This window comes from Sphingobium sp. YBL2 (genome assembly GCF_000943805.1).
GTDB classification, from domain to species: Bacteria; Pseudomonadota; Alphaproteobacteria; order Sphingomonadales; family Sphingomonadaceae; genus Sphingobium; species Sphingobium fuliginis.
The window spans coordinates 3,464,237-3,491,177 of record NZ_CP010954.1 but is presented as its reverse complement, the minus strand read 5'-3'; the positions used below and the strand labels follow the sequence as shown (position 1 = coordinate 3,491,177).

14 protein-coding genes are annotated in these 26,941 nt (G+C 64.4%); 6 read left to right on the top strand and 8 right to left on the bottom strand.

What is annotated here, in order from left to right:
- Positions 1–64 precede the first annotated feature (64 nt).
- The 4 genes from TZ53_RS16110 to TZ53_RS26865 all read right to left on the bottom strand — a co-directional run bounded on the left by TZ53_RS16110 (position 65) and on the right by TZ53_RS26865 (position 10,388).
- Positions 65–1,267 (bottom strand): HlyD family type I secretion periplasmic adaptor subunit, encoded by a 1,203-nt coding sequence (locus tag TZ53_RS16110; RefSeq protein WP_082166337.1) that lies wholly within the window; start codon positions 1,265–1,267, stop codon positions 65–67.
- Positions 1,264–3,423 (bottom strand): type I secretion system permease/ATPase, encoded by a 2,160-nt coding sequence (locus TZ53_RS16105; RefSeq protein WP_044663101.1) that lies wholly within the window; start codon positions 3,421–3,423, stop codon positions 1,264–1,266. Before TZ53_RS16105 ends, TZ53_RS16110 begins: the two co-directional genes overlap by 4 nt.
- Positions 3,416–4,738, bottom strand: a complete 1,323-nt coding sequence (locus TZ53_RS16100) for a TolC family protein (RefSeq protein ID WP_083198983.1) — start codon at positions 4,736–4,738, stop codon at positions 3,416–3,418. The genes TZ53_RS16105 and TZ53_RS16100 overlap by 8 nt, the downstream gene beginning before the upstream one ends.
- A gap of 91 nt (positions 4,739–4,829) precedes the next feature.
- Positions 4,830–10,388: an Ig-like domain repeat protein gene (locus TZ53_RS26865; RefSeq protein WP_052628220.1), complete on the bottom strand. Its 5,559-nt coding sequence runs from the start codon at positions 10,386–10,388 to the stop codon at positions 4,830–4,832.
- Positions 10,389–10,924: 536 nt separating this feature from the next.
- Here TZ53_RS26865 and TZ53_RS16090 point away from each other — a divergent pair.
- The gene (locus TZ53_RS16090; protein ID WP_157009829.1) at positions 10,925–11,767 is read left to right on the top strand and encodes a response regulator transcription factor; all 843 of its coding nucleotides are present in this window, start codon (positions 10,925–10,927) and stop codon (positions 11,765–11,767) included.
- Positions 11,768–11,997: 230 nt separating this feature from the next.
- Here the strand turns inward: TZ53_RS16090 and TZ53_RS16085 are convergent, their stop codons facing one another.
- The 3 genes from TZ53_RS16085 to TZ53_RS16075 form a co-directional block, all read right to left on the bottom strand.
- A complete protein-coding gene (locus tag TZ53_RS16085; protein WP_044661932.1) occupies positions 11,998–13,221 on the bottom strand; it encodes a dipeptidase in 1,224 nt (407 codons plus the stop codon).
- The gene (locus tag TZ53_RS16080; RefSeq protein ID WP_044661931.1) at positions 13,221–15,590 is read right to left on the bottom strand and encodes a TonB-dependent receptor; all 2,370 of its coding nucleotides are present in this window, start codon (positions 15,588–15,590) and stop codon (positions 13,221–13,223) included. The genes TZ53_RS16085 and TZ53_RS16080 overlap by 1 nt, the downstream gene beginning before the upstream one ends.
- A gap of 262 nt (positions 15,591–15,852) precedes the next feature.
- Positions 15,853–18,150 carry a copper-transporting P-type ATPase gene (locus TZ53_RS16075; RefSeq protein ID WP_083198981.1) on the bottom strand — a complete coding sequence of 766 codons (2,298 nt, stop codon included), beginning with the start codon at positions 18,148–18,150 and terminating at the stop codon, positions 15,853–15,855.
- 44 nt (positions 18,151–18,194) lie between these two features.
- On the opposite strand from TZ53_RS16075, the gene TZ53_RS16070 reads away from it, so the two are divergent.
- Together TZ53_RS16070 and TZ53_RS16065 are read left to right on the top strand one after the other, a co-directional pair.
- Entirely contained in the window at positions 18,195–19,196 is a 1,002-nt protein-coding gene (locus TZ53_RS16070) for a zinc-dependent alcohol dehydrogenase family protein (RefSeq protein WP_349633060.1), read from the top strand.
- A gap of 3 nt (positions 19,197–19,199) precedes the next feature.
- Positions 19,200–20,444, top strand: a complete 1,245-nt coding sequence (locus TZ53_RS16065; RefSeq protein ID WP_044661930.1) for an MgtC/SapB family protein — start codon at positions 19,200–19,202, stop codon at positions 20,442–20,444.
- A gap of 142 nt (positions 20,445–20,586) precedes the next feature.
- On the opposite strand, the gene TZ53_RS16060 is transcribed toward TZ53_RS16065, so the two are convergent.
- A complete protein-coding gene (locus tag TZ53_RS16060) occupies positions 20,587–21,936 on the bottom strand; it encodes an alginate export family protein (RefSeq protein WP_044661929.1) in 1,350 nt (449 codons plus the stop codon).
- Positions 21,937–21,982: 46 nt separating this feature from the next.
- On the opposite strand from TZ53_RS16060, the gene TZ53_RS16055 reads away from it, so the two are divergent.
- The 3 genes from TZ53_RS16055 to TZ53_RS16045 all read left to right on the top strand — a co-directional run bounded on the left by TZ53_RS16055 (position 21,983) and on the right by TZ53_RS16045 (position 26,855).
- Entirely contained in the window at positions 21,983–22,939 is a 957-nt protein-coding gene (locus TZ53_RS16055) for a chromate resistance protein ChrB domain-containing protein (RefSeq protein ID WP_044661928.1), read from the top strand.
- Entirely contained in the window at positions 22,936–24,324 is a 1,389-nt protein-coding gene (gene chrA / locus TZ53_RS16050; protein ID WP_044661927.1) for a chromate efflux transporter, read from the top strand. The genes TZ53_RS16055 and chrA overlap by 4 nt, the downstream gene beginning before the upstream one ends.
- A 248-nt stretch (positions 24,325–24,572) precedes the next feature.
- Positions 24,573–26,855, top strand: a complete 2,283-nt coding sequence (locus TZ53_RS16045) for a TonB-dependent receptor (protein WP_238320063.1) — start codon at positions 24,573–24,575, stop codon at positions 26,853–26,855.
- The last annotated feature ends 86 nt before the right edge of the window (positions 26,856–26,941 follow it).

The window sequence follows — 26,941 nt, the reverse complement described above, 5'->3', positions numbered from 1 at the left end:
ATAGCAGGGCCAGATGACGGGAAAGTGCATGTGCCGTCGTTTTTTGGAGGACCTTTTTCCGACCCTATCTCTCGCGCATGGCTTCCTTGGCCTTGTTGATCGGCTTCATCAGATAATCGAGCACGGTCTTGCGGCCGGTGCGGATTTCGACCGTCGCGACCATGCCGGGCATGATGGCGTGGTCCTTGCCGTCTTTGGTCCGCAGGCTGGAATGCCGGGTGCGGACATAGACGCGGTAGAAGACCTGATCGCGATTGACCTCATCCTGCAGGGTGTCGGGGGAGATGCGGTCGACCGTGCCGTCCAGCGTGCCGTAGATGGACGGATCATAGGCGGTGATCTTGACCGTCGCGGGCAACCCCGGACGAATGAAGGCGATGTCGCGCGGGCTGATGCGCGCTTCGATGAGCAGCTTGTCCTCCAGCGGCACGATCTCCATCAGCGAACCGCCGGGCTGGAGCACGCCGCCAATGGTCGTCACCTCCAGATTCTTGACGATCCCCCGCACTGGAGAGGTCAAGATGGTGCGGTTCAACTGATCGCGCCGGCCGCTCATCACCTGATCGACCACTTCCAGTTCGGCCTTCGTCTTCGCATAATCGTCATTGGCCTCGATGATGAACTGGTTGCGCAGGGAATCGAGCTTGGCCTGCAGTTCATTTTCCTGCCGCTGGAGCTGGATGACCTCGACCTTGTTGGCCGCGCCCAGTTCGACCAGTGGCGTGGTCATCTGAAGCTGGCGGCGGACGAGCGCGAGCGATTCCCGCAGGCTGGCCGTGGCGACCTGAAGATTCTGGCGCCGGGAACGGAGCAGTTCCATCTCCCGCTCGACCAGTCCCGGAGTCTGGCGGACCTCCGCGCTGAACCGGGGCTCTCCGCCAGTGATCTCCGCCTCCAGCCGGGCTGCCGCGGCCTCCAGCGAGCGCGCCTTGGCGACGGACTCGCCCAGGGTGGAACTGAACCGCGCGCGGTCGAGCGTCGCCAGCTTCTGGCGCGGCTGGACGATGTCCCCTTCATGGACGAAGATGCCGTCGACGATGCCGCCTTCCAGGCTCTGGATGACCTGGGAACGCGACGGAGGCGTCACCTTGCCGGGACCGACCGCGACTTCGTCCAGCGTGCCGAACCACGCCCAGACCAGAAAGGCCGTCACGCCCAGGGAAATGATGGGAATGACCCTCAGCTTCTCCGCGAAGGCCAGCCAGTCGCTCTCCTTTCCGGCCGCATCGCGCAGCAGGGGAGACGCCGTCTTCGTTTGCGTCGTCATGCCTGTGCCCCTCCCGTGACGCGGGCGCCGGTCCTGGGCCCGGCCAGCGTGGCGATCACCTTGTCCCTGGGACCGTCCATGACCACCGCACCGCGCTCTATCACGATGATGCGATCGACCAGTCCGAGCAGTCCGGACCGGTTGGTCGTGACGATCAGCGTGCGGTCCCCCAGCCATTGGCTGAGTTCGCGCACCAGATGCCGCTCGCTATTCTCGTCCAGCGGCGCGGATGGCTCGTCCAGCAGCAGGATATTGCCCTTGCGCAGCAAGGTGCGGGCAAGCAGCAGCGTCTGGCGCTGGCCGCCCGAAAGGCCTGCGCCGCCCTCCTGCAACAGAAGGTCGAGACCCTGAGACTGGTTCTGGACGAGCGGCAGGCCACCCGTGACGGCCAGCGCCGCCACCATATCCTCGTCGCTGGCATGGGGAGCGCCGACCAGCAGGTTCTCGCGTATGGTGCCCAGGAACAGTTGCGCGCCCTGCCCCAGATAGCCCGTCTCCCTGCGAATGTCGGCCGGGTTGATCAGCGCCATGCTCGTGCCGTCGAGCAACAGCTTGCCGGAGGTCGGCCGCGCCAGCCCCGAAAGCTGGCGAAGCAATGTCGACTTGCCCGCGCCGATCTTGCCCAGCAGGGCGATCCGTTCCCCCTGCCGGATCGAGAGCCGGTCGATCCTCAATACCGCCGGCGATTCCGCGTCATAGGCATAGAGGAGATTTTCGATCTCATAATTGCCGCGCAACAGGGTGCGGCGGAGGAGCCCCGCTTCGGGATCGTGATCCACTGGCTTTTCCATGATGTCGTTGAGCGCGCCGATAGCGACCTTCGCGCTCTGCCAGCGGGTGAAGACCTGCCCCAGCGGCACGAACAGCACCAGCGCGCGGCTGGTGAGGATGGAACAGGCGATGAGCGCGCCCATGGTCATGTCGCCGTCCATCACCCGATAGGCCCCGGCGACGACCACCGCTGTATAGGCAAGCTGCTGCAGGGTCTGGGACCAGTTGGAAAACAGGGCGGCGAAGAAGCGCTGCTCCGCCCCGACGCGGGCGCCGGTCACGGTGAACCGTTCCCATAGGGACTGGAAGCGCGGCTCGGCCTGCGCGGTTTTGATCTCGTCGATGCGCTCTATGGATTCCACGAGCATGGCGTTGCGCAGCGCGGCTTCCCGCATGCCCTCCTTCGCCAGCCGCCCAAGGGGAATTTGCAGGAGAAGCCCCGGCAAGACGATGAGGATGAGCGCCGCCACCAGCACGAAGGTCAGCGGCCCCGCCAGCATGGTGAACAGCGCCAGGAAGAGAATGATGAAGGGCAGGTCGACCAGCGCGGACACGGTGGTGGAGGTCAGCAGTTCCCGGATCTGCTCTATGTCGCGCAACTGGGCGATGAAGGCGCCGGTCGACTTGGGCCGCGCATCGTTGCGGATGTCGAGCGCGCGGGCGAATATCCTGGAGGAGATCGCAAGGTCGGCCCGCCGTCCGATCCGGTCCACCACCACCACCCGGGAGGTGCGCAGCAGCAGTTCGAGCAGCAGCGCCATCAGCGTCCCCAGCGCCAGCACCCAAAGCGTGGGGATCGACCGGGCGGGAATGACGCGGTCCCATACCTGCATGGCGAAGAGCGACGTGCCGAAGGTCAGCAGATTGCCGAAAAGCGAGGCAAGCACGATCTCCCCATAGCCGCGCCGGTCGCTGAACACCGTGTCCCAGAACCAGGACCGCCTGCTTTTGCGGAGGAAGGCGTCGATACGGGCATCACGCGCCCTGGTCGAAAGCGCCTCCACCAAACCGGCGCGGCCCGTCGCCTTCTCCGCAAATTCGGCGCGCGGGATTTCGAGCATGGTCTGGCCCGACAGTCCGGGGACCGAAAACAGGACGCTGTCGGCGCCGCGCCGGTGGAGGAGGGCAACCACCCCTTCGCGCATTTCGAACAGGGCCGGCAGCATCATGTCCGGCACCTCGTCGGGCCGGACATCGATCAGGTCGAGCTGGATTCCGGACAGCCGGGCCGCCTGCCGCAATTCGTCGCGCGGGTCGCCCTCATGGCCGGACCATGCCAGCCGGCCGGTCAGTTCCGCCTCCGTCAACGCTATCCCTTTCAGGCCGGCAAGCGAGACGATGGCCGCGATCCAATTGCGTCCTGCGCCGATTTCCCGATCAGCCATCGCCATCGTCCTGTGTCATGCTGGAGGGCAGGCCAAGCGATTGCCGAAGCTGGCCGAAGACATTCTCATATTGGACCCGCGCACCCAATATGTCGTATTCCGCCGCGATCCTGGCGCTCGCCGCGCGGTAGATTTCCAGTTCGGCATTCAGCAGTTCAGTGAGGCTGCGCTTGCCGAGCTTATATTCCTCCAGGAAGATCGCGCTGGCATCGACGGCCTGCTGTTCCTGGCGGCGATAGGCCCGGATGCGCAGATAACCGCCCCTGATCTGCTCCCGCGCGGCAAGAGCCCGGCCGCGGATGTCGAGGATCGTCGACTCTTTCGTCGCCTGCGCGGCGCGGCGGTCTTCCTCGGCCGCCTTCACGGCATAACGGTTGGACCGGCGAACCAGGTCGCCGGTCACCGTCACCATGGCGGAAAAGGCGTCGTCCCTGTTGTTGTAGGTATAATTGTTACGGCTGTAGCCAAGCTGGATGCCAAGGCGCGGGAAGCGCTCGGCCCGCGCCTGCCCTACCCGCGCCGATGCCGCCTGTTCGGCCTGTTCGGCGGCGGCCACGGCAGGCAATGTGGCGAAATCAGGCTCCCCGTCATGGGGCGCGAACCGTTCGATCGCCTGCGCCGGATCGTCATAGACCTCCGGCATGACGCCGATGAGATTGGCCAGCGTCACCTTGGCCGCCGTCAGCGACGATCCGGCCTGGATCTGATCGCCGCGGGCGCTTTCCACACGCACATCGGCCAGCAACAGGTCGGAACGATCGGAAAGCCCGGCATCCACCCGCAACTGGATCAGCATCTGGAGATGCTCCAGCGACTGGACATGCTTTGCGGTTTCGAGTTGCAGCAGCTCGAACCGCTTCACGTCGAGATAGGCTAGCGCGCCTGTCTCCGCCAACTGGTCGGCCGCCGATTCCAGTTCGAACCGGCGCTGCTTCTCGGTCGAGCGGGCATAGCCGATCTCTCCCTTCGTCCGGCCGAAGTCCCAGGCAAGCTGGTTGAGCGTCAGGCTGGGGCCCGCCATATTGTCATTGAGGCCGGAGCCGCTTTTGCCCGACAGCATATTGGGGCCCAGGTTCGCCTGATAGGAAAGCTGCGGCGTCCACAGGCTGCGCGCCGCCCCCAGATCGGCCCGCCCCCGGGCCAATGTGGCGCGGGCGCGGGCGAGATCGGGATGGCGGGCAAGCGTCAGCCCGACCGCGTCGGCAAGGCCGATCCTGCTGCCATGGGCTGGAGGGGGATCGGCGACGGGATCGGGGGGCGCGGCGGAACCGGCACCGGCATGGAGCGCTTCCGCCAGGGCAAAGCCAAGGAGCATGAGAATCTTCCCGGCCAAGGGCGGGAAAATCCCTTTCCGCTTCCGCATCAGCGGCCCCTCTCCCGCCCCTGCCCTCTGGCAGGTGACGGCATCAAACCACCACCAGCACGGGATCTTCGATGAGCACGGTCGTGGTTCCCAGACTATATTGCTCATAGGCGTGATTATCGACCAGCGCCTGGCCGACATGGACCGCACCGGTCATGGTCACGCTGTCGTTATTCTCGCCCGTGATGATGAGTTGCCGGTTCGCATCCGTCGCCTGGATGATGCCGGCCTCCGTCAAGGTGAGGCTGTGTCCGGTGTCGCCCGCGCCCAGGTCGATCCGTTCCATATTGCGGATATTGGTCGCCGCATCGAGGTTCAGCGACACGCTGCTGTCGCCGCGGACGAGCAGCGCATCAGCGCCCGCCCCGCCGTCGATCAGCGTATCGGCCGCGTCGAACAGCAATATGTCGTTCCCGGTGCCGCCGTCCAATGTGTCGGCGCCGGCCCCACCTCGCAATATGTCGTTGCCGCCGCCGCCCTGGAGAATATCGGCGCCGCCATAGCCGTAGAGATGCTCATTGGCAGCGGTGCCGGTCAATATGTTGACGCCGGCCGTGCCCTCCAAAATGGTCGGATCGCTGCTGCCGCCAAGCAGGGTGTTGAGCAGATTGGCGTCGAGCAGACTGGCCGCATTGTCCGTCCGCGACGCGCCGGCCGTATCGGTCGCCGTGATGCTGATGCCTGACAGCAGGTTCACGTTGAGACCAAGCGGTGAATTGAAATGCACCGCCCTCAGCAATTCGTTGATGGCCATATTGTCGATCGGCCCGCCATCCAGCGCCGTTATCGTCATCGTCGAGGAGATGGTGGAGACGGGCGTCCCCAGCACGGTCACGAACTGGTTGTTGACGTTGACCGCAAGGCCGAGTTCGGTCGCCAGATCCTGCGACACGGTGAAGACCTGCGTGCCGACGGTCAGCAGGGGCGTAAAGTCCAGCACGACGCTTTGCAGGCTGTTCTCCGGATCGATCGCCACGAAGGCCTGGCTGCCGATGTCGAGCAGGCCCAGGGCTTCCGCACTGACAAGCCCCAGCAGGCTGCTGTCCGATGCCAGGACGATGGGCGCGTCGTTGACGTTCGTGATGGTGATCGGCTGGGCGGCCGTGGAGCCCACATTACCGACCGCATCCACGACGCGCACGTCCACCACATGGCCGCCGGCGCCGAGCGTGCCGGGACCGTAGGACCAGCTGGTGCCGCTGGTCGCCGCCTGCGTCCAGGTGGCGCCGCCATCCAGGCTGACCTCGACCCGCTCCCCGCCGGCCAGCGGTGCGCTCAGCGTGCCCGTGATGGTCGGGGACGTATCGTCGGTGGCCCAGTCGCCCACCACCTGCGTGTCGTCGCGCAGGGCCGTGATCGCGACCGTGGCGGTCGGGGCGACGGTATCGATGGCTATGGCATAGGGCGCCGACGCCAGGCCCGCATTGCCCACGGCATCCGTCACGACGGCGGTGAAGCTGTGCGGTCCATTGCCCAAGGGCGCAGTCGGCGTGAAATTCCAGTTGCCCGATCCATCCGCCGTTGCGGTGCCCAGCAGCGTGCCGCCATCATAGACGGAAACGTTGGCGTTCGCCTCCGCGCCTGTTCCCGAAATGGTCGGCGTCGTGTCGTCCGTCGCCCCTCCCAGAGCCACCGCCCCCAGCACCGAGCCTACATTGTCGCTGACGCCGGTAATCGTCGGCGCGGCCGGGACGGTGAGGTCTATCGTCAGCGCGTAAGGCGCCGAGGCAATGCTGGCATTGCCTGCTGCGTCGACGCCAACGGCGGTGAAGCTGTGCGGCCCCTCGCCCAGCGGAGCGGTGGGCGTGAAATTCCAGTTGCCCGAAACGTCTGCCGTCGCCGTGCCCAGCAGGGTGCTGCCGTCATAGACCGAAACGGTCCCGTTCGCTTCCGCACCGGTTCCGGAAAGGGTCGGCGTCGTGTCGTCGGTCGACCCACCGGAAATCACGCCGCCTAGGATCGAACCGGCATTGTCGCTGGCCCCGGTGATCGTCGGCACGGGGGGCAAGGTCAGGTCTATCGTGACCGCATAGGCCGCCGAAGCGAGGCTGACATTGCCCGCCGCATCGGTCGCCGTGGCGGTGAAGCTGTGCAAGCCCTCGCCCAGCGGCGTAGTCGGCGTGAAGCTCCAATTGCCCGAAGCATCCGCCGTCGCCGTACCCAGCAGCATATTGCCGTCGTAGATCGAGATGCTTGCGTTCGCCTCCGCGCCGGTTCCGGAGAGAGTGGGCGTGGTGTCGTCAGTCGTTCCGCCCGAGATCACGCCGCCAAAGACCGAACCCGCATTGTCGGTCATGCCGGTGATCGTCGGAATGGAGGCGACGGTATCGACGGTCAAGGCATAGGCCGCTGAAGCCGCGCTCTCATTCCCCGCCGCATCCGTGGCCGTGACGGTGAAGCTGTGCGAACCCGCACCCAGCGGCGTGGTCGGCGTGAAGCTCCAATTGCCCAAAGCGGCCGCCATCGCCGTGCCGAGCAGGGTGCTGCCGTCATAGACCGAAATAATGGCATTCGCCTCGACCCCGATTCCCGACAGGGTAGGCGTCGCATCGTCCGTGATCCCGCCATTGGCGACAGGGCCTAGGATCGACCCCGCATCGTCGGCCACCGCCGCTATCGACGGCACCGCAGGCGGCGTGGTGTCGAGGCCGGTATTGACGGTCACTGCACCGGCAAGCGAGCTATTGCCCGCGGCATCGGTCGCAATCGCGTTGACGACCGTTCCATTCGCCAGCGGGGAAGCCAGGGTGATGCTCCAATCGCCCGAGGCGTCCGCGGTCGTGGTCTCATCGAACACGCCATCGCCATCGGTGTCGAGGTCGATGATCGCGCCGGCTTCCGCGATACCCGATAGCGTGGTTCCGTCGGAGGGGGCCAGAATCGGCGCGGCCGGAGCGCTGGTGTCGACGGTCAGCACATAGGCGGCAGACGCCGCGCTGACATTGCCTGCCGCGTCGGTCGCCGTGACGGTGAAGCTGTGCGCCCCCTCGCCCAGCGGCGCGGTGGGCGCGAAGCTCCAGTTGCCCGAACCGTCCGCGCTCGTCGTACCCAGCAAGGTGCTGCCGTCGTAGACGGAGACAATGGCATTCGCCTCCACGCCCGTTCCCGAGAGGGTCGGAACCGTGTCATCCGTGCTGCCGCCATTGGCGATGGGGCCCAGGATCGCGCCGACATCATCGGCTACGCCGCCAATTCCGGGAATGGCTGGAGGAGTCGTATCCAGACCTGTATCGACGGTCACCGTATCGGGGGGTGAGCTGTTGCCTGCCCCATCGGTAGCGATGGCGGTCACCACCGTTCCATTTGCGAGCGGCGATGCCAGCGTAATGCTCCAATCGCCCGATGCGTCCACCGTCGTCGTCTCGTCGGATATGCCGTCACCGTCGGTATCCAGAGCGATGGTCGCTCCAGCCTCCGCAGTGCCCGATATTGTCGTGCCGTCGGTCGGGGCAAGCACAGGCGTTGCCGGAGCACTGGTATCGACGGTCAGGACATAGGCGGCCGATGCCGCGCTGACATTGCCCGCCGCGTCGGTTGCCGTGACGGTCAGGCTATGCGTTCCCTCACCCAGCGGCGCGGTGGGAGTGAAGTTCCAGTTGCCCGAACCGTCCACCGCGGCCGTGCCCAGCAGCGTGCCGCCGTCGTAAACGGAGACGATGGCATTCGCTTCGACGCCGGTTCCGGACAGCGTTGGCGTCGCATCGTCAGTGATCCCGCCATTGGCGACAGCGCCAAGGATCGCGCCGACATCGTCGGCTACGGCGCCGATGGTCGGAATGGCGGGGGGAGTAGTGTCGAGTCCGGTATCGACGGTCACCGTATCGGGCGTGGAGCTGTTGCCCGCCGCATCCGTGGCGATGGCGCTGATCACCGTACCGTTCGCCAGCGGCGAAGCCAAGGTGATGCTCCAGTCACCCGATGCATCCGCGACCGTCGTCGCATCGGACAGGCCGTCGCCATCCGTGTCGAGATCGATGGTCGCCCCGGCCTCCGCCGAGCCCGAAACCGTCGTCCCGTCGGTAGGCGCGAGCAGCGGCGCAGCCGGGGCGCTGGTGTCGACGGTCAGGACATAGGCGGCGGACGCCGCGCTGACATTGCCCGTCCCATCCGTCGCCGTGACGGTGAAGCTGTGCGTCCCTTCCAACAGTGGCGCGGTGGGCGTGAAGTTCCAGTTGCCGGAGGTGTCCGCAACGACTGTCCCAAGCAACGCGCCGCCGTCATAGACAGAGACGATGGCGCTCGCCTCTACCCCGCTTCCCGAAAGCGTCGGCGTCGTATCATCCGTGCTGCCCCCATTGGCGACAGGGCCAGTCGTCGTGCCGGCATCGTCGACTACAGTGCCCACCACGGGGATCGCAGGCGCAGTGGCGTCGACCACGACCGTCGCAGGGGACGATGTGTTGCCGGATGGATCGGTCGCAACGACCTCCACCGTCGTGCCGTCGGCAATGGGTGTCGCCGGCACATGGCTCCAATTGCCTTGGTCATCGACAGGAACCGTCGTGTCGATAGTGCCGTCGCCATCGCTATCGATGCCGACAGTCGCGCCGGGCTCCGCCGTTCCGGTCAATTCGGTCCCGTTGCTCGGATCGACGAGCGGAGCGGCGGGGGGCACGGCGTCAATGTCGATGCTGGCAGGCGCGGAGCTGTTTCCCACCGCATCGGTCGCAACGGCCGTTACCGTCGTCCCATCTGGAATCGGCGTCGAAGGCGTATAGTTCCAGTTACCAGACGCATCGGCCGTGGTCGTCGCATCGACGTCGCCGTCGCCATCCAGATCCAGCCCGATCGTGGCCCCTGCCTCAGCCGTACCGCCGAGCGCCGTGCCGTTGCTGGGATTGATCACCGGCGCCGGCGGAGCGGCCGCGTCCACCGTCACGCTGGTCGATGGCGACGCATTGCCCGCAGCATCCACTGCCGTTACCCGCACCGTCACGCCATCGCCGATGGGCGTGGCCGGCGTATAGCTCCACCGGCCGGCATTGTCAGCGGTGGCCGTCGCATCGACCGAGCCGTCGCCATTGACGTCGATGCGCACCGTCGAACCCGCTTCCGCAGAGCCCGACAAGCTACGGCCATTTGTCGGCGCCACGGTCGGCGCTGCCGGGGGCGTGCTATCCACAGCCGTCCCGCCATCCGGCCCACCCCCACCACCACCGCCGCCGCCAGCAGCAGCCGCGACGCCGATGCCGGCTGCCACCGCCCCCAATCCCGCCAGCAGGCCGCCGCTCAGACCCCCCGCAGCGCCTGCGGGGGCGAAGGAATAACTCAGGGCTTCGGTGGTCGTGTCGGTGGGCAGATAACAGGCTTCGCTGCCCAGATCGGTCAGCCACTGCTGCCCATTGCCTGGTTCGAGGAAAATAAGGTCGGCAATGTCTCCCGGCGGACAATTGAAATAACCCTCCAGCCGGACCGCCGTACCGTCGGCAAAATGCAGGATCAGATCATCCCCTTCACGCAGCATCGCCGTCACCTCGCTGCGCGCAGCCGTCACCTTGATCGCTGAGCCGCCCTGGGCCTGGATCACGGCATTTTGTTGCTGAACGACGTGGGTTTGGGTCGCACCCGTCTGACGAACGGTGATGTCGATGCGCTTGTCCATGGACTACCTCCCTTGCAGAGAAGGTCGAATTCCAAAGATAATATAAAGTTCCACCACAGTTGAGTAAAAACTTTTATGTTACTTAATATTACTTATTGTTATTTTTTATTTACAAAATTGACCATATGTTTATTTTTCAGCATTATATTCAAGATATTACCTTATACATATTCATTTTTTATTTATATAAATCCGATATTGAAATATTATAACAATTTTTCCAATTTATTTACTATAGTTTTCGTGAGATGGTCAGGTAATCAAGATTTTCTCTTACATTTACGGCGAGTTCGGAATGTAGCCGTCTGCAATGTTGCGCTTGAAAACCCGCACACCCGCCATCGCGAGTACCAAACAAAAATGTGGCGGAGCCAGGATCGCACATCTCGCAACAGCTCTGCCAAGGCGGAATGGGGGGCGGTTTTTCCCGTAGGCGAAAGACAAAACTTGCTGTAAAACAATGCAAAATCACAAATCGGACAGACATGCCGGTTTTCCCGTCATGATGCCCAAAAGGAGTTTGGAGGGAGTTTCGCGTGAACAAGCGCTTCGACCATCGCGCGTTCACTCTAGCCAGGGATGAGGCATGCAGCACTCCATCCAGAGAAACGCTCATGAGCGTGGCCAGCTTCACCCAGGATGCGACTTTGGCCGAACTGCTCGGCGAGGAATTGGAAGCGCATTCGATCGCGCTGTCGCATCACATGACCCGCGACCGCATCTTGCCGCAGATGGCGGCGGCCTCCGTGGACGTGGCGATCGTCGACGATCATGACGGCTGGAGCCGGACGCTCTCGCTCATACAATCTCTCCGCGCCGCGACGCCGGTGGGCATCATCCTTCTTTCCGAGCGGACGGCCAGGGACGATCGTCTTCTCACCCTGTCACTGGGAGCCGATCACGTCCTGGCCAAACCGCTCGACATGGCCGAACTGCTGGCCATCCTCCGCAACATGTCGCGTTTTGCGGCAGCCGGACGGCATTCGCCCCGTGTGGATGAGGAAAATGACAGTTGGACTCTCGACCATGTGCACTGGCGCCTCATCGCGCCCAGTGACGAAGGCATAAACCTGTCGACGTCCGAATTCGCCGTGCTCAGCCGGCTGATGCACAATCCCGGCATCGAGCAGCCCCGCGAACAGCTCGCGCAACATCTTCATGCCCGCAGAAGCGCCGGAAACATGCGGGCGCTGGACGTCCTGATCTCCAAGCTGCGCGCCAAGGTCGAGCGCGAAACCGGACGGTCCCTGCCGCTGCGTTCCGCCCGCGGCATCGGATATGTCTTCGTCGGCGCCGTGACGGCATCCAGGGCAGCCCAGCTTCAGGCCCCTGCCGACAAAACAGCGAACGGCTATGTCCTCCGGACCGACGACAGGTGATCGCAATCTTGCGATCCATCTCTGCGCCGGCATGATCGACACACGACAGGGACGGCCGTCAGAGCCGCCCCTGTTGCGGCAATGCCCTAGAGCCAATCGACATTCAGCCCTGACGGCCTGCAAATGAGGCTTTTCCGTGCTTCCGGTGCTCACCTACTTGGAGTAGGCTGCGCTTCGAGTCACGAAAAACCACCATTTTCGGCTCGTCATCTTCTGAATGTCCATTGGCTCTAGGGCGCCTTGGCTGCTTCGGCCGCGGCGAGCACCCTCAGGACATTGCCGGACCAGATCTTCTGGACGTCCGCCTCGCTATAGCCCGCCTTGAGCAGGGCGGCGGTGATCCGGGGCAGGTCGACCACATCCTCCAGCCCGACGACGCCGCCGCCGCCATCCCAGTCCAGCCCGATGCCGACATGGTCCGGCCCCACCACCTTCAACGCATGGAGCATGTGCGCCATGAAATCGTCGAAGGTCGCCCGGTCCGTCTCCGGATAGAGCCGGTCGATCTCCTGCCGCTTCGCCAGCAGTTCGGCGCGCTTTTCGGGCGACAGCTTGGCATCCTCGCGCAACTGGCCGAACAGCGCCTTCAGCGCTTCCTGCCGCTGCGGGTTGGGCTTGGATGCGCGCAGATAGGCGCCATAGGCGTTCATCTGGATCACCCCGCCCTTTGCGGCCAGCGCCTTCAGATGTTCATCGTCGATGTTGCGCGGATGGTCGTAAATCGCCTTGCACCCGGAATGGGTCAGCAGCACCGGCGAGGTGGAAAGCGCCAGCAGATCATCCAGTACCTGATCGCTGCTGTGCGACGCATCCGGGACGATGCCGAGGCGGTTCATCTCCTTCAGCAGTTCCTTGCCCAGTGGGCTGAGGCCGCCATAGCGCGGCTTCTTCGACGGATCGGTCGAACTGTCCGCGAACTGGTTATGCGCGAAATGAGCGAAGCCCGACACGCGAACGCCCATGTCGTAGAAGGTCTTGAGCAGCGACACGTCCTCGCCCAGCGGGTAGGCGTTTTCGATGGACATGAAGACGACCCGCTTGCCGGACGCCGCAATGGGCGCGGCATCCTTGGCCTCCAGCGCCAGCGTGAAATTCGCCGGGTCCGCCGCGACCATCTCGCGGATCGAGACCCCGCGCAGCAGCGCGAAGTCGCGCGATTTGCGGAACCCTTCCTCCGTCAACGGCCCCTGCGGCGTGTAGATCGCCCAGAAACCGCCGTCGAGGCCGCCCTTCTTCATGCGCGGCAGGTCGACCTGGGTATAGTCGCTATGAACCCCATGCTCCTCCTCGATCGACCAGCCCGGCAGGTCGAGCGAGGCAGGCGTATCGAGATGACTGTCGAGCGTCAGCATTTTCTGGTGAAGCTGATAGACCTTCTTCGGCACCTCCTGCGCCTGCACTGCAATGGGGAGCAGCGCCACCAGCGCCGCCCCCGCCATCATCCTTTTCCGCATCAAATCTCGCCCGAAATGGTGAACTGGAAAGTGCGTGGGGACAATGGCCGGAAGAAACCGTCGCCCGTCACGGAAGAGGAGATAAAGGACAATCTGTCTTTATCGAAGATATTATCGACGTTGAGCCGTGCCTTGATGCTCTTGAGCGGGCCGAAGCTCCAGCCGTCGCCGATGTCGACATAGGCGTTGAATACGGTGAAGCCCGGTATGCTAGATCCGGCCGCATTGGTAAATGTCGACCAGCGACGAGAGGTATATTTGCCGGATATGTTGGCGACCAACCAGCTTGCCGGCTCAACCGTCACGCCGCCGCTGACGATCCATTTTGCGCTGTCGGGGATATATTTATCAGCGATCAGGATCGGCGTGGCAGCCGGAATGTCATCCTTGAACTTGGCATTGTTGTAGGTGACGTTGAGATTCCCATAGGCAAGACCATCAAGGAAAGCGGGCTTGTAGGTGCCACTGAACTCCAGGCCATATGCACGAACGCGGCCAACATTCTGGAAGAAGGTTTCTGTGGCCGCACCGCCGCTGCCCGGCAGGATCGTGGTGATCGATTGGATGCGGTTCTTGAACTTCGTGTAGAAGCCCGCAAGCGAGGCGTAAAGCTGGCCCTGATTAGTGCGGATGCCGAATTCCATGTTGGTCGAACGTTCCGGAGCGGGCTGCGGGACCAGGGCCCCAAGCGGGCGGATGACGGAATAAATATCGTCCATTCCCTTGGGCAGGGCCATGTTTTCCGCGTAGGATGCGAAGAGCTGCGTGCGCCCATCCAGCTTATAGAGCACACCGGCCATCGGCAGGAACATGTCCTTGTAATGGGCATTGTTGTAGCTGACGCCATAGCCTGGGACGAAACGCCCACCGACGGTGCGATAATAATCGTCGAAATCGCGATAGCCACGGTAGCTATAGTCAAGCATCAGCCCCTTGAAGCCCAAGTCGAGCACCAGCGCCTCATCTGCCAGCTTGAGCGTATCCTTCAGGAAGACCTGTAGCGTATCGCGCTGCGACCGATAGTCACGGCGCAGATAGACCAGTTCGTTCAGCAGAGGCGCACCGTCGGGAGCGCCGTTGACCGTATTATAACGGGCTTGGGTGCGATGATATTTATCGGTCTCTGCCCAGACGCCGGCCTCGATCGTGTTGACCCCCATTTCCCAATGCAGCTTGGACGTGATGCCGTAGCGGTCGCCGCCGACGCCTGAACGGCCGAACTCGACGCCCCGCGGAGCTACCACAGGCAGGCCGACGGCGACCTGACCATTATAGCGGCTAAGCGAATTGGCATAGGTGTCGGGCGACACGCCATAGCCACCCTTGTCTTCCCAATAGAGCGTCGATTCCGCCCAGACGCCTTCTGCAATACCGGCATGGAAAGTAGCGCCATAAAGCTTGTCCTTACGCACATTGATGGCAAGGTTGTAAACTTGGGCATAGTTGGAGTTGGAGTAATAGACACCCGGCACCGTCGGCGCAAAGCCGGGGGTCGTATTGGGCACATTTTCGATATAGGCGAAGTCACGACCGCAGGCGCCGACCACGCTCTTCACAGTGCAATTATATTGGCCCCGCGAAATGGTAGGCGAGTCATAGTCGAAGAAGTCGTTCGACACGAATTTGAACCGCGCCCAGCTATCGCCGCCGAGGTCGGCATGGACCTGCGCCTCCCAATGTTCGCGGTCGACCGATCCGGGGCCGCGCCACAGGTCGCTGTCCAGCTTCGTGCGGCTGACATAGGCCTTGAACGGTCCCACCCGCCCAGTGCTCGCGCGGATGAAGGTGCGCTTCATGTCGAAGTCGCCGAAGCTTTGGGAAACGAACAGGCCCATCTCGTCCTGCGGCGCGATGCTGTTATATTGGACGACAGGGCCCAATGTCGAATAGCTGGGCAAGCCGACGTCGCCTGCGCCGATGGCGGCTTCCACAACGCCCAGATTCTCATTGTCGACATAGCGGAAAACCGGGCTTCCGCCGAAGGCGTCGCTGCGTCCCGTGGGAATGCCGTCCACCACGAAACCGATCTGATCGAGGTTGAAGGCACGGGTCTGGACGCTGTTGCCGAACTCGTAGAGGCCGAGAGCGCCGTCCGTCTGCACGTTGAAGCCGGGCAGTTGCTCAAGCATCTTCAGGCCCGAAATACCGGAGGGCGCCGACAGCAAGGCCTCACGCGTGACCGCCACCACATTGCTCACCTTATCCTCACCGATCGCTTCCGATGACTGGGAAATGCGGCGGCCGGTAACGGTGATTGTGCCGGCATCGTCATCCGCATCGGGCTCCTGCGCCCAGGCATGGGGTGAGACAAGACCGACGCAACAGGAAAGCAGCAATGCGGCACGACGGACGGACAAGAACTTTTGCATAAATGGCTCCCTTTCGGCCCTTTTCGGGCAGTTATGGGCCGATCAGGCATGCACCGCGCACGGGGCGCAGTGCGACATCTCTCCACATGACGGACAGGCCGGACGCATCGCTGCGCCCAGCCGATTTCTCAGTTTTCTTGTGAAACGAAATGATGGTGAAAATCCGCCACGGACAAATGAGTAATTCTCATTCCGCAACGAATTTTCATGCGCCGCTGCCCGTCGCATCCCGCCTTGCGCGGGAAAATGCGTTCAGCCCCTTCTAAAGCCTCACCCCGTTCAGGCGCAGCGCATTGCCGACGACGCTGACCGACGACAGAGCCATAGCCGCAGCCGCGATCACAGGGGACAGCAGGATGCCGAACAGAGGATAGAGCAGACCTGCGGCAATCGGCACGCCAGCGGCGTTGTAGATGAAGGCGAAGAACAGGTTCTGACGGATGTTCGACATGGTCGCCTGACTGAGCGCCCGTGCGCGGACTATGCCGGTAAGGTCGCCCTGAAGCAGCGTCACTCCGGCGCTTTCGATCGCGACATCGGTACCCGACCCCATGGCGATCCCGACATCGGCGGCCGCCAGTGCCGGAGCATCGTTCACGCCGTCCCCCGCCATCGCGACGACATGGCCCTCGCTCCGGAGCCGGGCGACCACGGCGCTTTTCTGGTCCGGCAGAACCTCTGCCTCGACCTGATCGATCCCCAGCCGCCGGGCGACCGCCTGCGCCGTGGTGCGATTGTCGCCGGTCAGCATCACGACGGCGACGCCCTTCCCCCGCAGCGCAGCCAGCGCCTCCGCCGTCGTCCGCTTCACCGCATCGGCAATCGCGAAGATGCCCGCGACGGTCCCGTCGACGCCGATGAAAATGGCGGTCGCGCCGTCATGGCGCAGGGCATCGGCCTGCCCGGCCAATGCTTCCGCCGGAACGCCATATTCTTCGAGGAAGCGGGCATTGCCGAGCAATATCCGCTTGCCCTCGACCATGCCGACCGCTCCCTTGCCCGTGGGGGAATCGAACTGTTCCACCTGCGGCGGCGCCAATCCCCGCGCCTCCGCGGCAATGACGATCGCCTGCGCCAGGGGGTGCTCGGACGCCCGCTCCACCCCGGCGGCGAGCCGAAGCAGCGCATCCTCTTCAAAGCCTGGAGCCGCGACGATGCCGGTGAGCGACGGCTTGCCCTCCGTAAGTGTGCCGGTCTTGTCGACGACCAGCATGTCGACCTTTTCCATCCGTTCCAACGCTTCGGCATTCTTGATCAGCACGCCCAGCCCCGCGCCGCGACCGATGCCCACCATGATCGACATGGGCGTGGCGAGTCCAAGGGCGCAGGGGCAGGCGATGATCAGCACGGCCACCGCGACGATCAGGCCATGGGCGAAGCGCGGTTCCGGCCCCCAGATCGCCCAGGCGACAAAGGCGACCGCAGCGATCAACAGCACGGCAGGGACGAACCATCCTGCCACTTGGTCCGCCAGGCGCTGGATCGGCGCGCGGGATCGCTGTGCATCCGCGACCATCCGCACGATGCGGGCGAGCATGGTGTCCCGACCGACCTTCTCCGCCCGGACGACAAGCTGGCCGCTGCGGTTGAGCGTGCCGCCGATCACATGGTCACCGGCAGTCTTGGTGACGGGCATGGATTCGCCGGTCACCATGGATTCATCGATGGCGGAACTGCCTTCCTCGACCAGGGCGTCGACCGGCACCTTCTCACCAGGGCGGATGCGCAGCCGGTCGCCGGGCATGACCCGATCCACCGCCATCTCCTCGTCGCTGCCGTCCTCGCGCAGACGCCTGGCTGTCTTCGGCGCCAGGTCGAGCAGCGCCCTGATCGCACCGGAAGTACGCTCCCGCGCCCGCAATTCCAGGCATTGGCCAAGCAGCACCAGCACGGTGATCACCGCTGCCGCTTCGAAATAGACCGGAACGGTCCCCTTTTCCCGGAAGGCTTCGGGAAACAGGCCCGGCGCCAGCGCCCCCACCATGCTATAGGCCCATGCCACGCCAGTGCCCATCGCGATCAGCGTGAACATGTTGAGCTTGCGCGTCCGCAGCGACCGCCATCCCTTTTCGAAAAAGGGCCGGCCGCCCCACAGCACCACCGGCGTGGCAAGCAGGAGCTGCAACCAGATGGAAAGGCGGTCGGAAACCAGGTGATGGAGCGGCGGAAAGAGGTGCCCGCCCATTTCAAGCACGAACACCGGAATGGCCAGCAGCAGGCTGATGCGGAAACGGCGGGTCATGTCGGTCAGTTCGGCGCCGTCGCCTGCCTGGGCAACGGGAACCTCAGGCTCCAGCGCCATGCCGCAGAGCGGGCAGGCTCCGGGATGGTCCCGCCGCACTTCCGGATGCATGGGACAGGTCCAGACGATGGCCGGCGCGTCCGTTTGCGGCACGATGTTCTTCCGATCCGGTTCGACAGCAGACATCAGATCCCGTTCCCTCGACCTTGCGCGACGATGCCGCGGCCCACGACTGTAGACGCCATGGCTGGATCGGCAGAAATCTCGACGGGCGGCGTCTGCGCGTCCATCAGGATAACTACGGACTCCTTCGGTCATGATATGATCTATGGGTGACGAAGAAGGCGCAAGGGAGGCTTTCCATGCAACAGATGGTCGCGATGCAGATCGATGCCCCAGGCCGACCGCTGCGTAAAATCACCCGCGCCGTGCCCGAACCGGATATTGGGGAACTGCTGGTCGAAGTTACCGCCTGCGGCGTGTGCCGGACCGACCTGCATGTGCTGGACGGTGAGATCCCGGCCCATTATCCGATCATAGCGGGACATGAGATCGTCGGCCGCGTCGCCGACGTCGGGCCGCAGGTGGACGGCTTCGCCCCTGGCCAGCGGGTGGGCATTCCCTGGCTGGGGCATACATGCGGCCAATGCGCCTATTGCCGGACGGACCGGGAAAATCTCTGCGACGCGCCCCTGTTCACCGGGGCGACCCGGGACGGCGGCTATGCCACCCATGCGATCGCGGATGCCCGCTACTGCTTCGTCCTGCCGGACCGCTTTTCCGATGTGGAGGCCGCCCCACTGCTCTGCGCCGGCCTGATCGGCTGGCGCGCGTTGCGGCTTGCGGGCGATGCGCCGACCATCGGGCTCTATGGCTTCGGCGCGGCGGCGCATATCCTGGCGCAGGTCGCGCAGGCGCAAGGACGCACCGTCCACGCCTTCACCCGGGATGGCGATGAGGAAGGACAGGCTTTCGCGCGGTCGCTTGGCTGCGCCTGGGCAGGCGGCTCGTCGCAGGTTCCGCCGGCGCCCCTTGACGCCGCCCTGATCTTCGCACCCGTGGGCGATCTGGTGCCCCTCGCACTGCGGGCCGTTCGCAAGGGCGGCAGGGTCGTGTGCGCGGGCATCCATATGAGCGACATCCCCGCCTTCCCCTATGCGGATCTATGGGAAGAGAGGATGCTGCTCTCCGTCGCCAATCTGACGCGGGAGGACGGCATCTCCTTCTTCGAAATGGCAGGCCGGACCGACCTGCGCATCGTGACGGAAAGCTTTCCGCTGGACGATGCGGGCGAAGCGCTCCACCGCCTGCGGACCGGCAGGGTGAAAGGCGCGGCGGTGATCGTTCCACCCCGGATCGCCTGACGCATGCCCGACATCGGCCAGCCCTATCTGGCGATGATCGCCTCCATCGCCATCGGATTGCTGGTGGGGCTTGAGCGCGGCTGGACCCAGCGGGAACTCGGCAAAGGCCGCCGGGTGGCGGGATTTCGCACCTTCGGCCTGATCGGCCTGCTGGGCGGGATGGGAGGATTGGCGCCCGACATCCTCGCGGCCACGCTGGGCATGGGAGTCGCGGCCATATTGACCGTCGGCTATTCGCGCAGCGCCGATCAGGAGCATCTGTCTGCCACCACAACGCTCGCCGGGCTGCTGACCTTCGGCGCAAGTTTCTGCGCCACGCGGATCGCGCCTGCGCTGGGTCTGGCCATCGGCGCGGCGACCTTCGCGATATTGAGCGCAAGGCAATCGATGCACGCCATGCTGCGGGGCATGGACGAGAGCGAGATAGAAAGCGTCTCGCGCTTCCTGCTGGTCGCGCTCATCATCCTGCCGCTGCTGCCCGATGCCGCCTATGGCCCCTATGACGCCTGGAACCCCCGGAACATCTGGATGGTCGTCGTGTTCGTGATGGGCCTGTCCTTCGCGGGCTATGCGGTGTCGCGCCGCTTCGGCCAAGACCGGGGCATATTGCTGGTGGCGCTGACGGGAGCGATCGTCTCCTCCACGGCGGTGACCGCCAACTATGCCCGCCGGCTGCGCGATGAGCCGGGCGCGCGGTCCTTGTTGTCGGCCGGCATAGCGGTGGCGTCCATCGTCATGTTCGTGCGCGTCCAACTGGTGGCACTCGTCCTCATTCCGCGCGCGCTGCCCACGCTGGCCCTGACCATGGCGCCCGCAACGCTTGTCGCCGTGGCTTTCGCGCTGGTGGCCTGGCGTCGGCATGGCGGGACGGGAAACGGCATGGGGCTTTCCAACCCGCTCGGCTTCGGGCCGGCGCTCATGCTGGCGGCGCTGGTGGCGGGATTGTCGCTCGCAGCCCGGTGGGCGCTGGTGCATTTCGGACAGCAGGGCATGGCGGTCGTGCTGACGCTGACCGGCATATCGGACGTCGACGCGGCGGTCATGACCATGGCCGGGCTGCCACCCGACCTGCTCGACGATCATGTCGCAGGGCTGATCCTGGGAAGTGCCGTCCTTGCCAACACCCTTGCCAAGGCAATGATGACCATGGTCATTGGCTGGGGCCATGGCGGCGTCAGGGCGGCCCTGCCACTCTTCGCCGCGCTGGTGGCGGCCGCCGTCAGCCTGACCGGGCGGGCAATCCTTTAAAAGATGCAACCAGTCCGCGGGAATGGAGGCGAGGCATGCTTCAGCACATGCCGCCAAAGGCCGGAGCCTGGAGCATCGTGCGCAAAAGTGGGAACCGGTTTTGCGCTTGAAACGATGCGAAAACAAAAGCTTGGAGCGCGCTCTAAAAACTCGCGGTCAGGTTGAAGGAGGTATAGCGCGTCCACTTCCCTGCCGTCGCATTGGGCGCGTCCCGCAGGAACCGCCCCTTGGCCAGCAGCAGCCCGTCGAATTCGAACCGCAGCCGCGACGGAACGATCCAGTAGCGGACCCGCCCTTCCACCTGATGGCCCGCGAAGCTGCCCGACCGACCGCTGGCGTCCCGCACCCCCGTGGAGGAAAAGGCATCCGTCCGCGACGCCAGCCACAAGGCGCGATAGGTCACGAACCAGTCCCACCGCTTGTCGGGTGTCGCCTCCAGCCTGATGCCGGGCGTCACGATATTGGTCCGCGCCAGGGCATTGTACAGTCCCGCCGGGGCAAGGTCCGCCCGGCGCATGCCGAACAGCGTGTCGAAGCGGCCCTGGCGCTCTCCCCGCCCGTCTCCGCTCGCCCGGTCGAATTCCAGCGACAGGCGGGGCTTCCAGGGTCCGCTGAAGCTGTAACCGGCATCGACGTGCAGGAAGCTGGCGGCGACGGACTGGCGTGCCGCGCCGGGCGCGAGAGACGCGCTGACGCTGCCCGTCTGGTAAAAGGCCTCGACCTCATAGTCGAACCGTCCCGTTTCCGGTTCGCTGATGATGCGTCCACCGAATGTGTCGAGCGACCTGTCCCGCGTCGGCCGCCCCGGTTCGTCCCGTTCGCCCAGGTGGAAATAGGTGAGTTCCGCCATGGCCGGGCCGATCGCTTTGGCCTTGCTGACGATGCCGCCCCACAGCACCAGATCGAAGCCCTCATGATCGAACCTCACCCGCTTGTTGCGGACACCCTCCGCATCGTCCGGCCGCCGCTGCTGCGGCAGGGTATAGATGAAGACCGCCTTCACCCCGCGCGGCGCGGTCAGGTCGGCCCGCAGGCCGGTATAGCCATTGGTGGTGTTGCGATAATCGTCCGCAGCGACGAGCCGGCGGGAACCCAGGTTCAACATGAATCGCCCGGCCATCAGGCCAAGCTTGCTGCCCTTGCCCAGCGGTTCATCGATGTCCCCCGCGACATAGGCCTGAACGAGCTCCATCGCATTGATTTCATTGGTGGAGATCGGCGTGCCCGCGTCGGCGCCATAGGCCCTGCTGTCGAACAGCTCCGCCCCGGCCCTGAACGCGCCCGAACGGTATTCGGCCATGAGCTGTGTGCGGATGTTGAACAGGCTGTCCTTGCGGTCGAACCCTGCGCGCGCCTGCCCCTCAATCTCCTCAACCCGCAGGCGCACGCTGCCGTTTAAGGCAAGACCGTCATCCTGCGCATGAGCAGGCCGCGCTCCGACGAAGGCGATTGCCGCCGCGCTTGCCATCGCCAAGGGAGAAGTCCGGATCATTGATATTCCTGTTTCTTCGAATCATCTTCATTGATACATATGCATCATGACCATGACCGACGCCACCCCATGGCTCGCATTGCTGCATCAACTTCCCGCCAAGCCCCCTTATCTGCGGGTGAAGATCTGGCGCCGCCTGCAAGCCATCGGCGCGGTGCCGCTTAAAAATGCGGTCCATGTGCTTCCTTGTTCGGGGGAAAGCGCCGCCGCCTTCAACAGCCTTATGGCGGAGATCGTCGACAATGGCGGCGAAGCGACGCTGATCGAAGCGCGATTGCTGGCCGGCCTGTCCGACGGCGACGTCCGCGCCCTGTTCGATGCAGCGCGGCGCACGGATTATGAGGAGATCGCCCAGGCCGCCCGCCGCCTGCTGGAAACAGGGCCCGCCAGCGGACCGGACATCGCCCGCTTGCAGAAGCGGCTGGAGGATGTCGGGCGGCTCGACTTCTTCGGCGCGCCGGGGCGGCAGCAGGCCGAAGCTGCACTCGCGGAACTGGATCGGCAACGCTACCAACATCCGGACGTCAGCCGCACCGATCCGGCCGCCGCAACCGAAGCGACCGATCTTACCAACCGAATCTGGGTGACGCGCAGCGGCGTCCATGTCGATCGCATCGCCTGCGCATGGCTGATCCGCCGCTTCATCGACCCGGAGGCTCGCTTCAAATTCGTCGACAGCCGCCGTTACGATCCGGCGGAGGGTGAATTGCGCTTCGACATGGCCGACGCCGAATTCACCCATGAAGGCGACCGGTGCAGCTTCGAAACCTTGCTGCTGCGAGCAGGCCTTCTGGACGACCCGGCCCTGGTCGCAATCGGTGAGATCATCCATGACCTCGACATCGCGGACGGCAGATTCGCACGCCTGGAAACCCCGGGCCTGGGCGCCATATTGTCCGGCGTCTGCGCCTCGACCGACGACGACCTCCAGCGCATCGCCATGGCGAGCGATGCGCTCAACCAGTTCCATGCCTTTTTCAGCAACAGAAGGACGGATCGATGACGGCAAGCGCATCCTCCACCCCCGCGGTCCCATCTTACGACGGGCATCACGGCATTTCCTTGGGCGAAGCGACGCGCCTGTGGGCGCGGATCGCGGCGCTCAGCTTCGGCGGACCGGCCGGACAGATCGCCGTGATGCACCGGCTATTGGTCGAGGAAAAGCGCTGGATCGGGGAAGAGCGATTCCTCCATGCGCTCAACTATTGCATGTTGCTGCCGGGGCCGGAGGCGCAGCAGCTCGCCATCTATATCGGCTGGCTCCTGCACAAGACGAAGGGCGGGATGATCGCGGGCATATTGTTCGTGCTGCCGGGTTTTCTCGCCATATTGGGCCTTAGTTACATCTATGTGTTGCTGGGCCATGTGCCGATCATCGAAGGGCTGTTCTTCGGCCTGAAGGCGGCGGTGCTGGCCATCGTGATGCAGGCGGTGGTCCGGGTCGGATCGCGGGCATTGAAGAATGATGCGATGCGCGGGATCGCCGCCGCGGCGTTCGTGGCGATCTTCTTCCTGGGCGCGCCGTTCCCGCTGATCGTGCTGGCGGCGGGCCTCATCGGCTTCATCGGAGGACGCAGCGGTCTGGCGGTGTTTCAGGGTGGGGGCGGTCATGGCCCGGCGGGCGGCCATGTCATCCATGATCGCGACACGGCGCTGGGCGAGCAGTTGCCCGACCACGCCCGCCCCCATCTCGGCTGGTCGCTGCGTATCTCGGCGCTGTTTCTGCTGCTGTGGCTGGGGCCGGTGCTGGCCCTGTTCCTGACGCTGGGGCCGGATAATATATTCACCCATATCGCCAGTTTCTTCAGCCAGATGGCGGTCGTCACCTTCGGCGGCGCCTATGCCGTGCTCGCCTATGTCGCGCAGGAGGCGGTCGGCACCTTCGGCTGGCTCCAACCCGGCGAAATGCTGGACGGGCTGGGCATGGCGGAAACGACGCCGGGGCCGCTGATCATGGTGACGCAGTTCGTGGGTTTCCTGGCAGCGTTTCGCGACTCCGGCATGCTGCACCCGCTGGTTGCCGCGACGCTGGGCGCGATCCTCACCACCTGGGTGACGTTCATTCCCTGCTTCCTGTGGATCTTCGCCGGCGCGCCCTTCATCGAACGTCTGCGCGGCAACCCGGCGCTGTCGGCGGCGCTGACGGCGATCACGGCGGCCGTGGTGGGCGTAATCCTGAACCTCGCCATCTGGTTCGCCATTCATACGCTCTTCCGGCAGGTCCAGCGGATCGGCGGGATCGACCTGCCCGTGCTGTCCAGCGTCAATATTCCCGCCGTGCTGCTGTCGGCGGGCGCGGTGATTGCGGTGTTCCGGTTCAAGATCGGCGTGCTGCCCGTCCTGGGCGCCTGCGCGGGCATCGGGGCCGCCTATATCCTTCTCGTCTGAGCACCGGCCATGCTGCTGCGGAGATAGCAGCATGGCCTGTTCCGCTGCGCGATTTCAACCATCCATTGAACGAGTAAGAAATAATCTTATTTAAATTCATTGCCTTATGAAAGTGGCATAGGCTTTGCTTCGGTTCCCCCGTCCGATCCGCGCAATGCGGACATGTTTCAACCAATGGGGGAATCTCCTTGTCCACAATCAGTCTTTCACCACGGTTCCGCCATGCCCTTGGCGCAAGTGCCCTGGCCTTGCTTGCAGCGGCATATGTAACCGGCGCCCATGCCGAAGAAACGCCCGCCGTCCCGGCCGAAGTGGCGGATGCGGACGCCGGAGCAGGCATCGTCGTCACCGCCCAGCGCCGCGAGGAACGGTTGCAGGACGTCCCGGTGGCCGTCACCGCCTTCGACAAGGATCTGTTCAGCGTCGGCGGCCTCGGCCGGTCGGCCAATGAGGTGCTGAACTATGTTCCCAACGCCTCCGCCGGCACGCAGCAGCATGGCCGCCCGCGCTGGTGGATTCGCGGCGTCGGCGCCGGCCAGCAGCAGCTCGATCTCGCCAATCCGGTCGGCTTCTATCTGGACGACGTCTATATCAGCAACAGCAGCGCCACCGGCCTGCCGCTGTTCGACCTGGAGCGGGTGGAAGTGCTGCGCGGCCCGCAGGGCACGCTCTGGGGCAAGAACACCACCGGAGGCGCGGTCAACATCATCTCCAAGCGTCCCTCGCTGAACGGCCAGGACGACAATTATGTGAAGCTGGAATATGGCAGCTTCGACAACAAGATCGCGGAAGGCGGCATCGGCACGACTTTGGTCGACGACAAGCTGGCGGCGCGCGTGTCCTTCCGCTTCGACGATCGCGGCGGGCGGTTCGACAATCTCTATACCGGCAACAAGTCGAACGAGATCAAGGACAATGTGATCCGCGGCCAGTTGCTGGCCAAGCCGACCGACAATCTGCAGGCGCTGCTCAGCGTCCATTATCGCGACTACGACACCAACGGCACCTATTGGACGACGGCCAGCTACCTTCCCAGCGGCGTGGTCCGCAACGGCTATGCGCCGTCGACCGACATCAACGACATCAGCACCAACGCGCCCGAATATAGCCGCAACAAGCAGTTTGGCGGGTCGCTGCATGTCGACTGGGATCTGGGCAACGCGGCGCTGACCTGGATCGCCGGCTATGAACGGTTCACCACGCGCGGCGCGGGCGACACCGACTATACGCCGCTGGAAATCTCGCGCAGCTATACGCAGGCGCGTTCCAGCCAGTGGACGCAGGAATTGCGGCTGGCGTCTTCCGGCGAGGACCGGCTGAGCTGGATCGTCGGCGCCTTCTATTTCAACGAGAAGATCCGGTCGAACGCCTTCTCCGCCACGCTGCCGCAGGGCGCGGTGCCCGCTCAGGCGATCACGCCCACGGGCCCTGCCCTCGCCTTCAGCAACACGGCCTATCGGCACAAGGCCGAGAGCGGCGCGGTGTTCGGCAGCACGACCTTCCGCTTCACCGACGCGCTCAAGCTGACGTTGGGCGGGCGCTGGACGCGGGAGACGAAGACGCTGGACTTCGACCGCCGGGCATCCCCAGCCGCGACGACGCCGGGCGCGGTCTTCACCTGGAGCAACTATGCGCAGTGGTGGAACAGCTATACCGGCAGCATCGGCGGCGCGGGCACCTTCAGCAATGATCTCAAGCGCACATGGGACGCCTTCACCTATGATGTGACACCCTCCTGGAACATCGACCGCGACAATCTGGTCTACGCGAAATTTTCGCATGGGGTGAAGTCGGGCGGCTTCAATACCGCCGCGACCCTGCCCGTGGCATTGACGGCAGTGCGGCCGGAGAAGCTGGACGCCTATGAGATCGGTTACAAGTCGAGCTGGTTCGACGGGCTGCTGACCTTCAACGCCACCGCCTTCCATTATGACTATAAGGATGTGCAGGTGAATGTCGTCGGCCCCAATCCGGGCGCGGTCGGCGGCGCGACAGTCTCCTACCTCCAGAATGCGGCGAAGGCGAAGGTCGATGGCGCGGAGTTCGAACTGGCGCTGGCGCCGGTCGAGGGGCTGAAGTTCAACGCGGCGCTGGGCCTGCTCGACACCAAATATACGCGCTTCATCGTTCAGAACAGCACGACCAGCCTGGCGGGTGCGCGCTTCGTCCGTTCGCCCAAGGTGACGCTGAATGTCGGCGGCTCCTATCGCTTCCCGCTGGCGGAGCTGGGCACGCTGGAGTTGGCGGCGGATGCCCGTTACCAGTCGCGGCAATATTATTATGTGACGCCGCAGGACACGGTGAACCGCTATTATCTAGCGCAGAAGCCCTATACGCTGACCAATATCCGCGCCACCTACACGACGCCGGACGAGAAGCTGAGCGTGACGGGCTTCGTCAACAATCTGTTCGACGTCCGCTATCTGAACCACTCGCTGCCCGCCGCCAATGCGGCGCAGGGCGTGACCGGCGATACGGTTGCCTGGGCCGATCCGCGCACGGCGGGCGTGGCGGCGCTGTTCCGCTTCTGATGAGGGGGAGGCCGGGTGGTCCCCGGCCTTTCGTCAAAAGAAAAGGGCGCCGGGAGGATTTCCCGGCGCCCTTTTTGCTTCCCGAA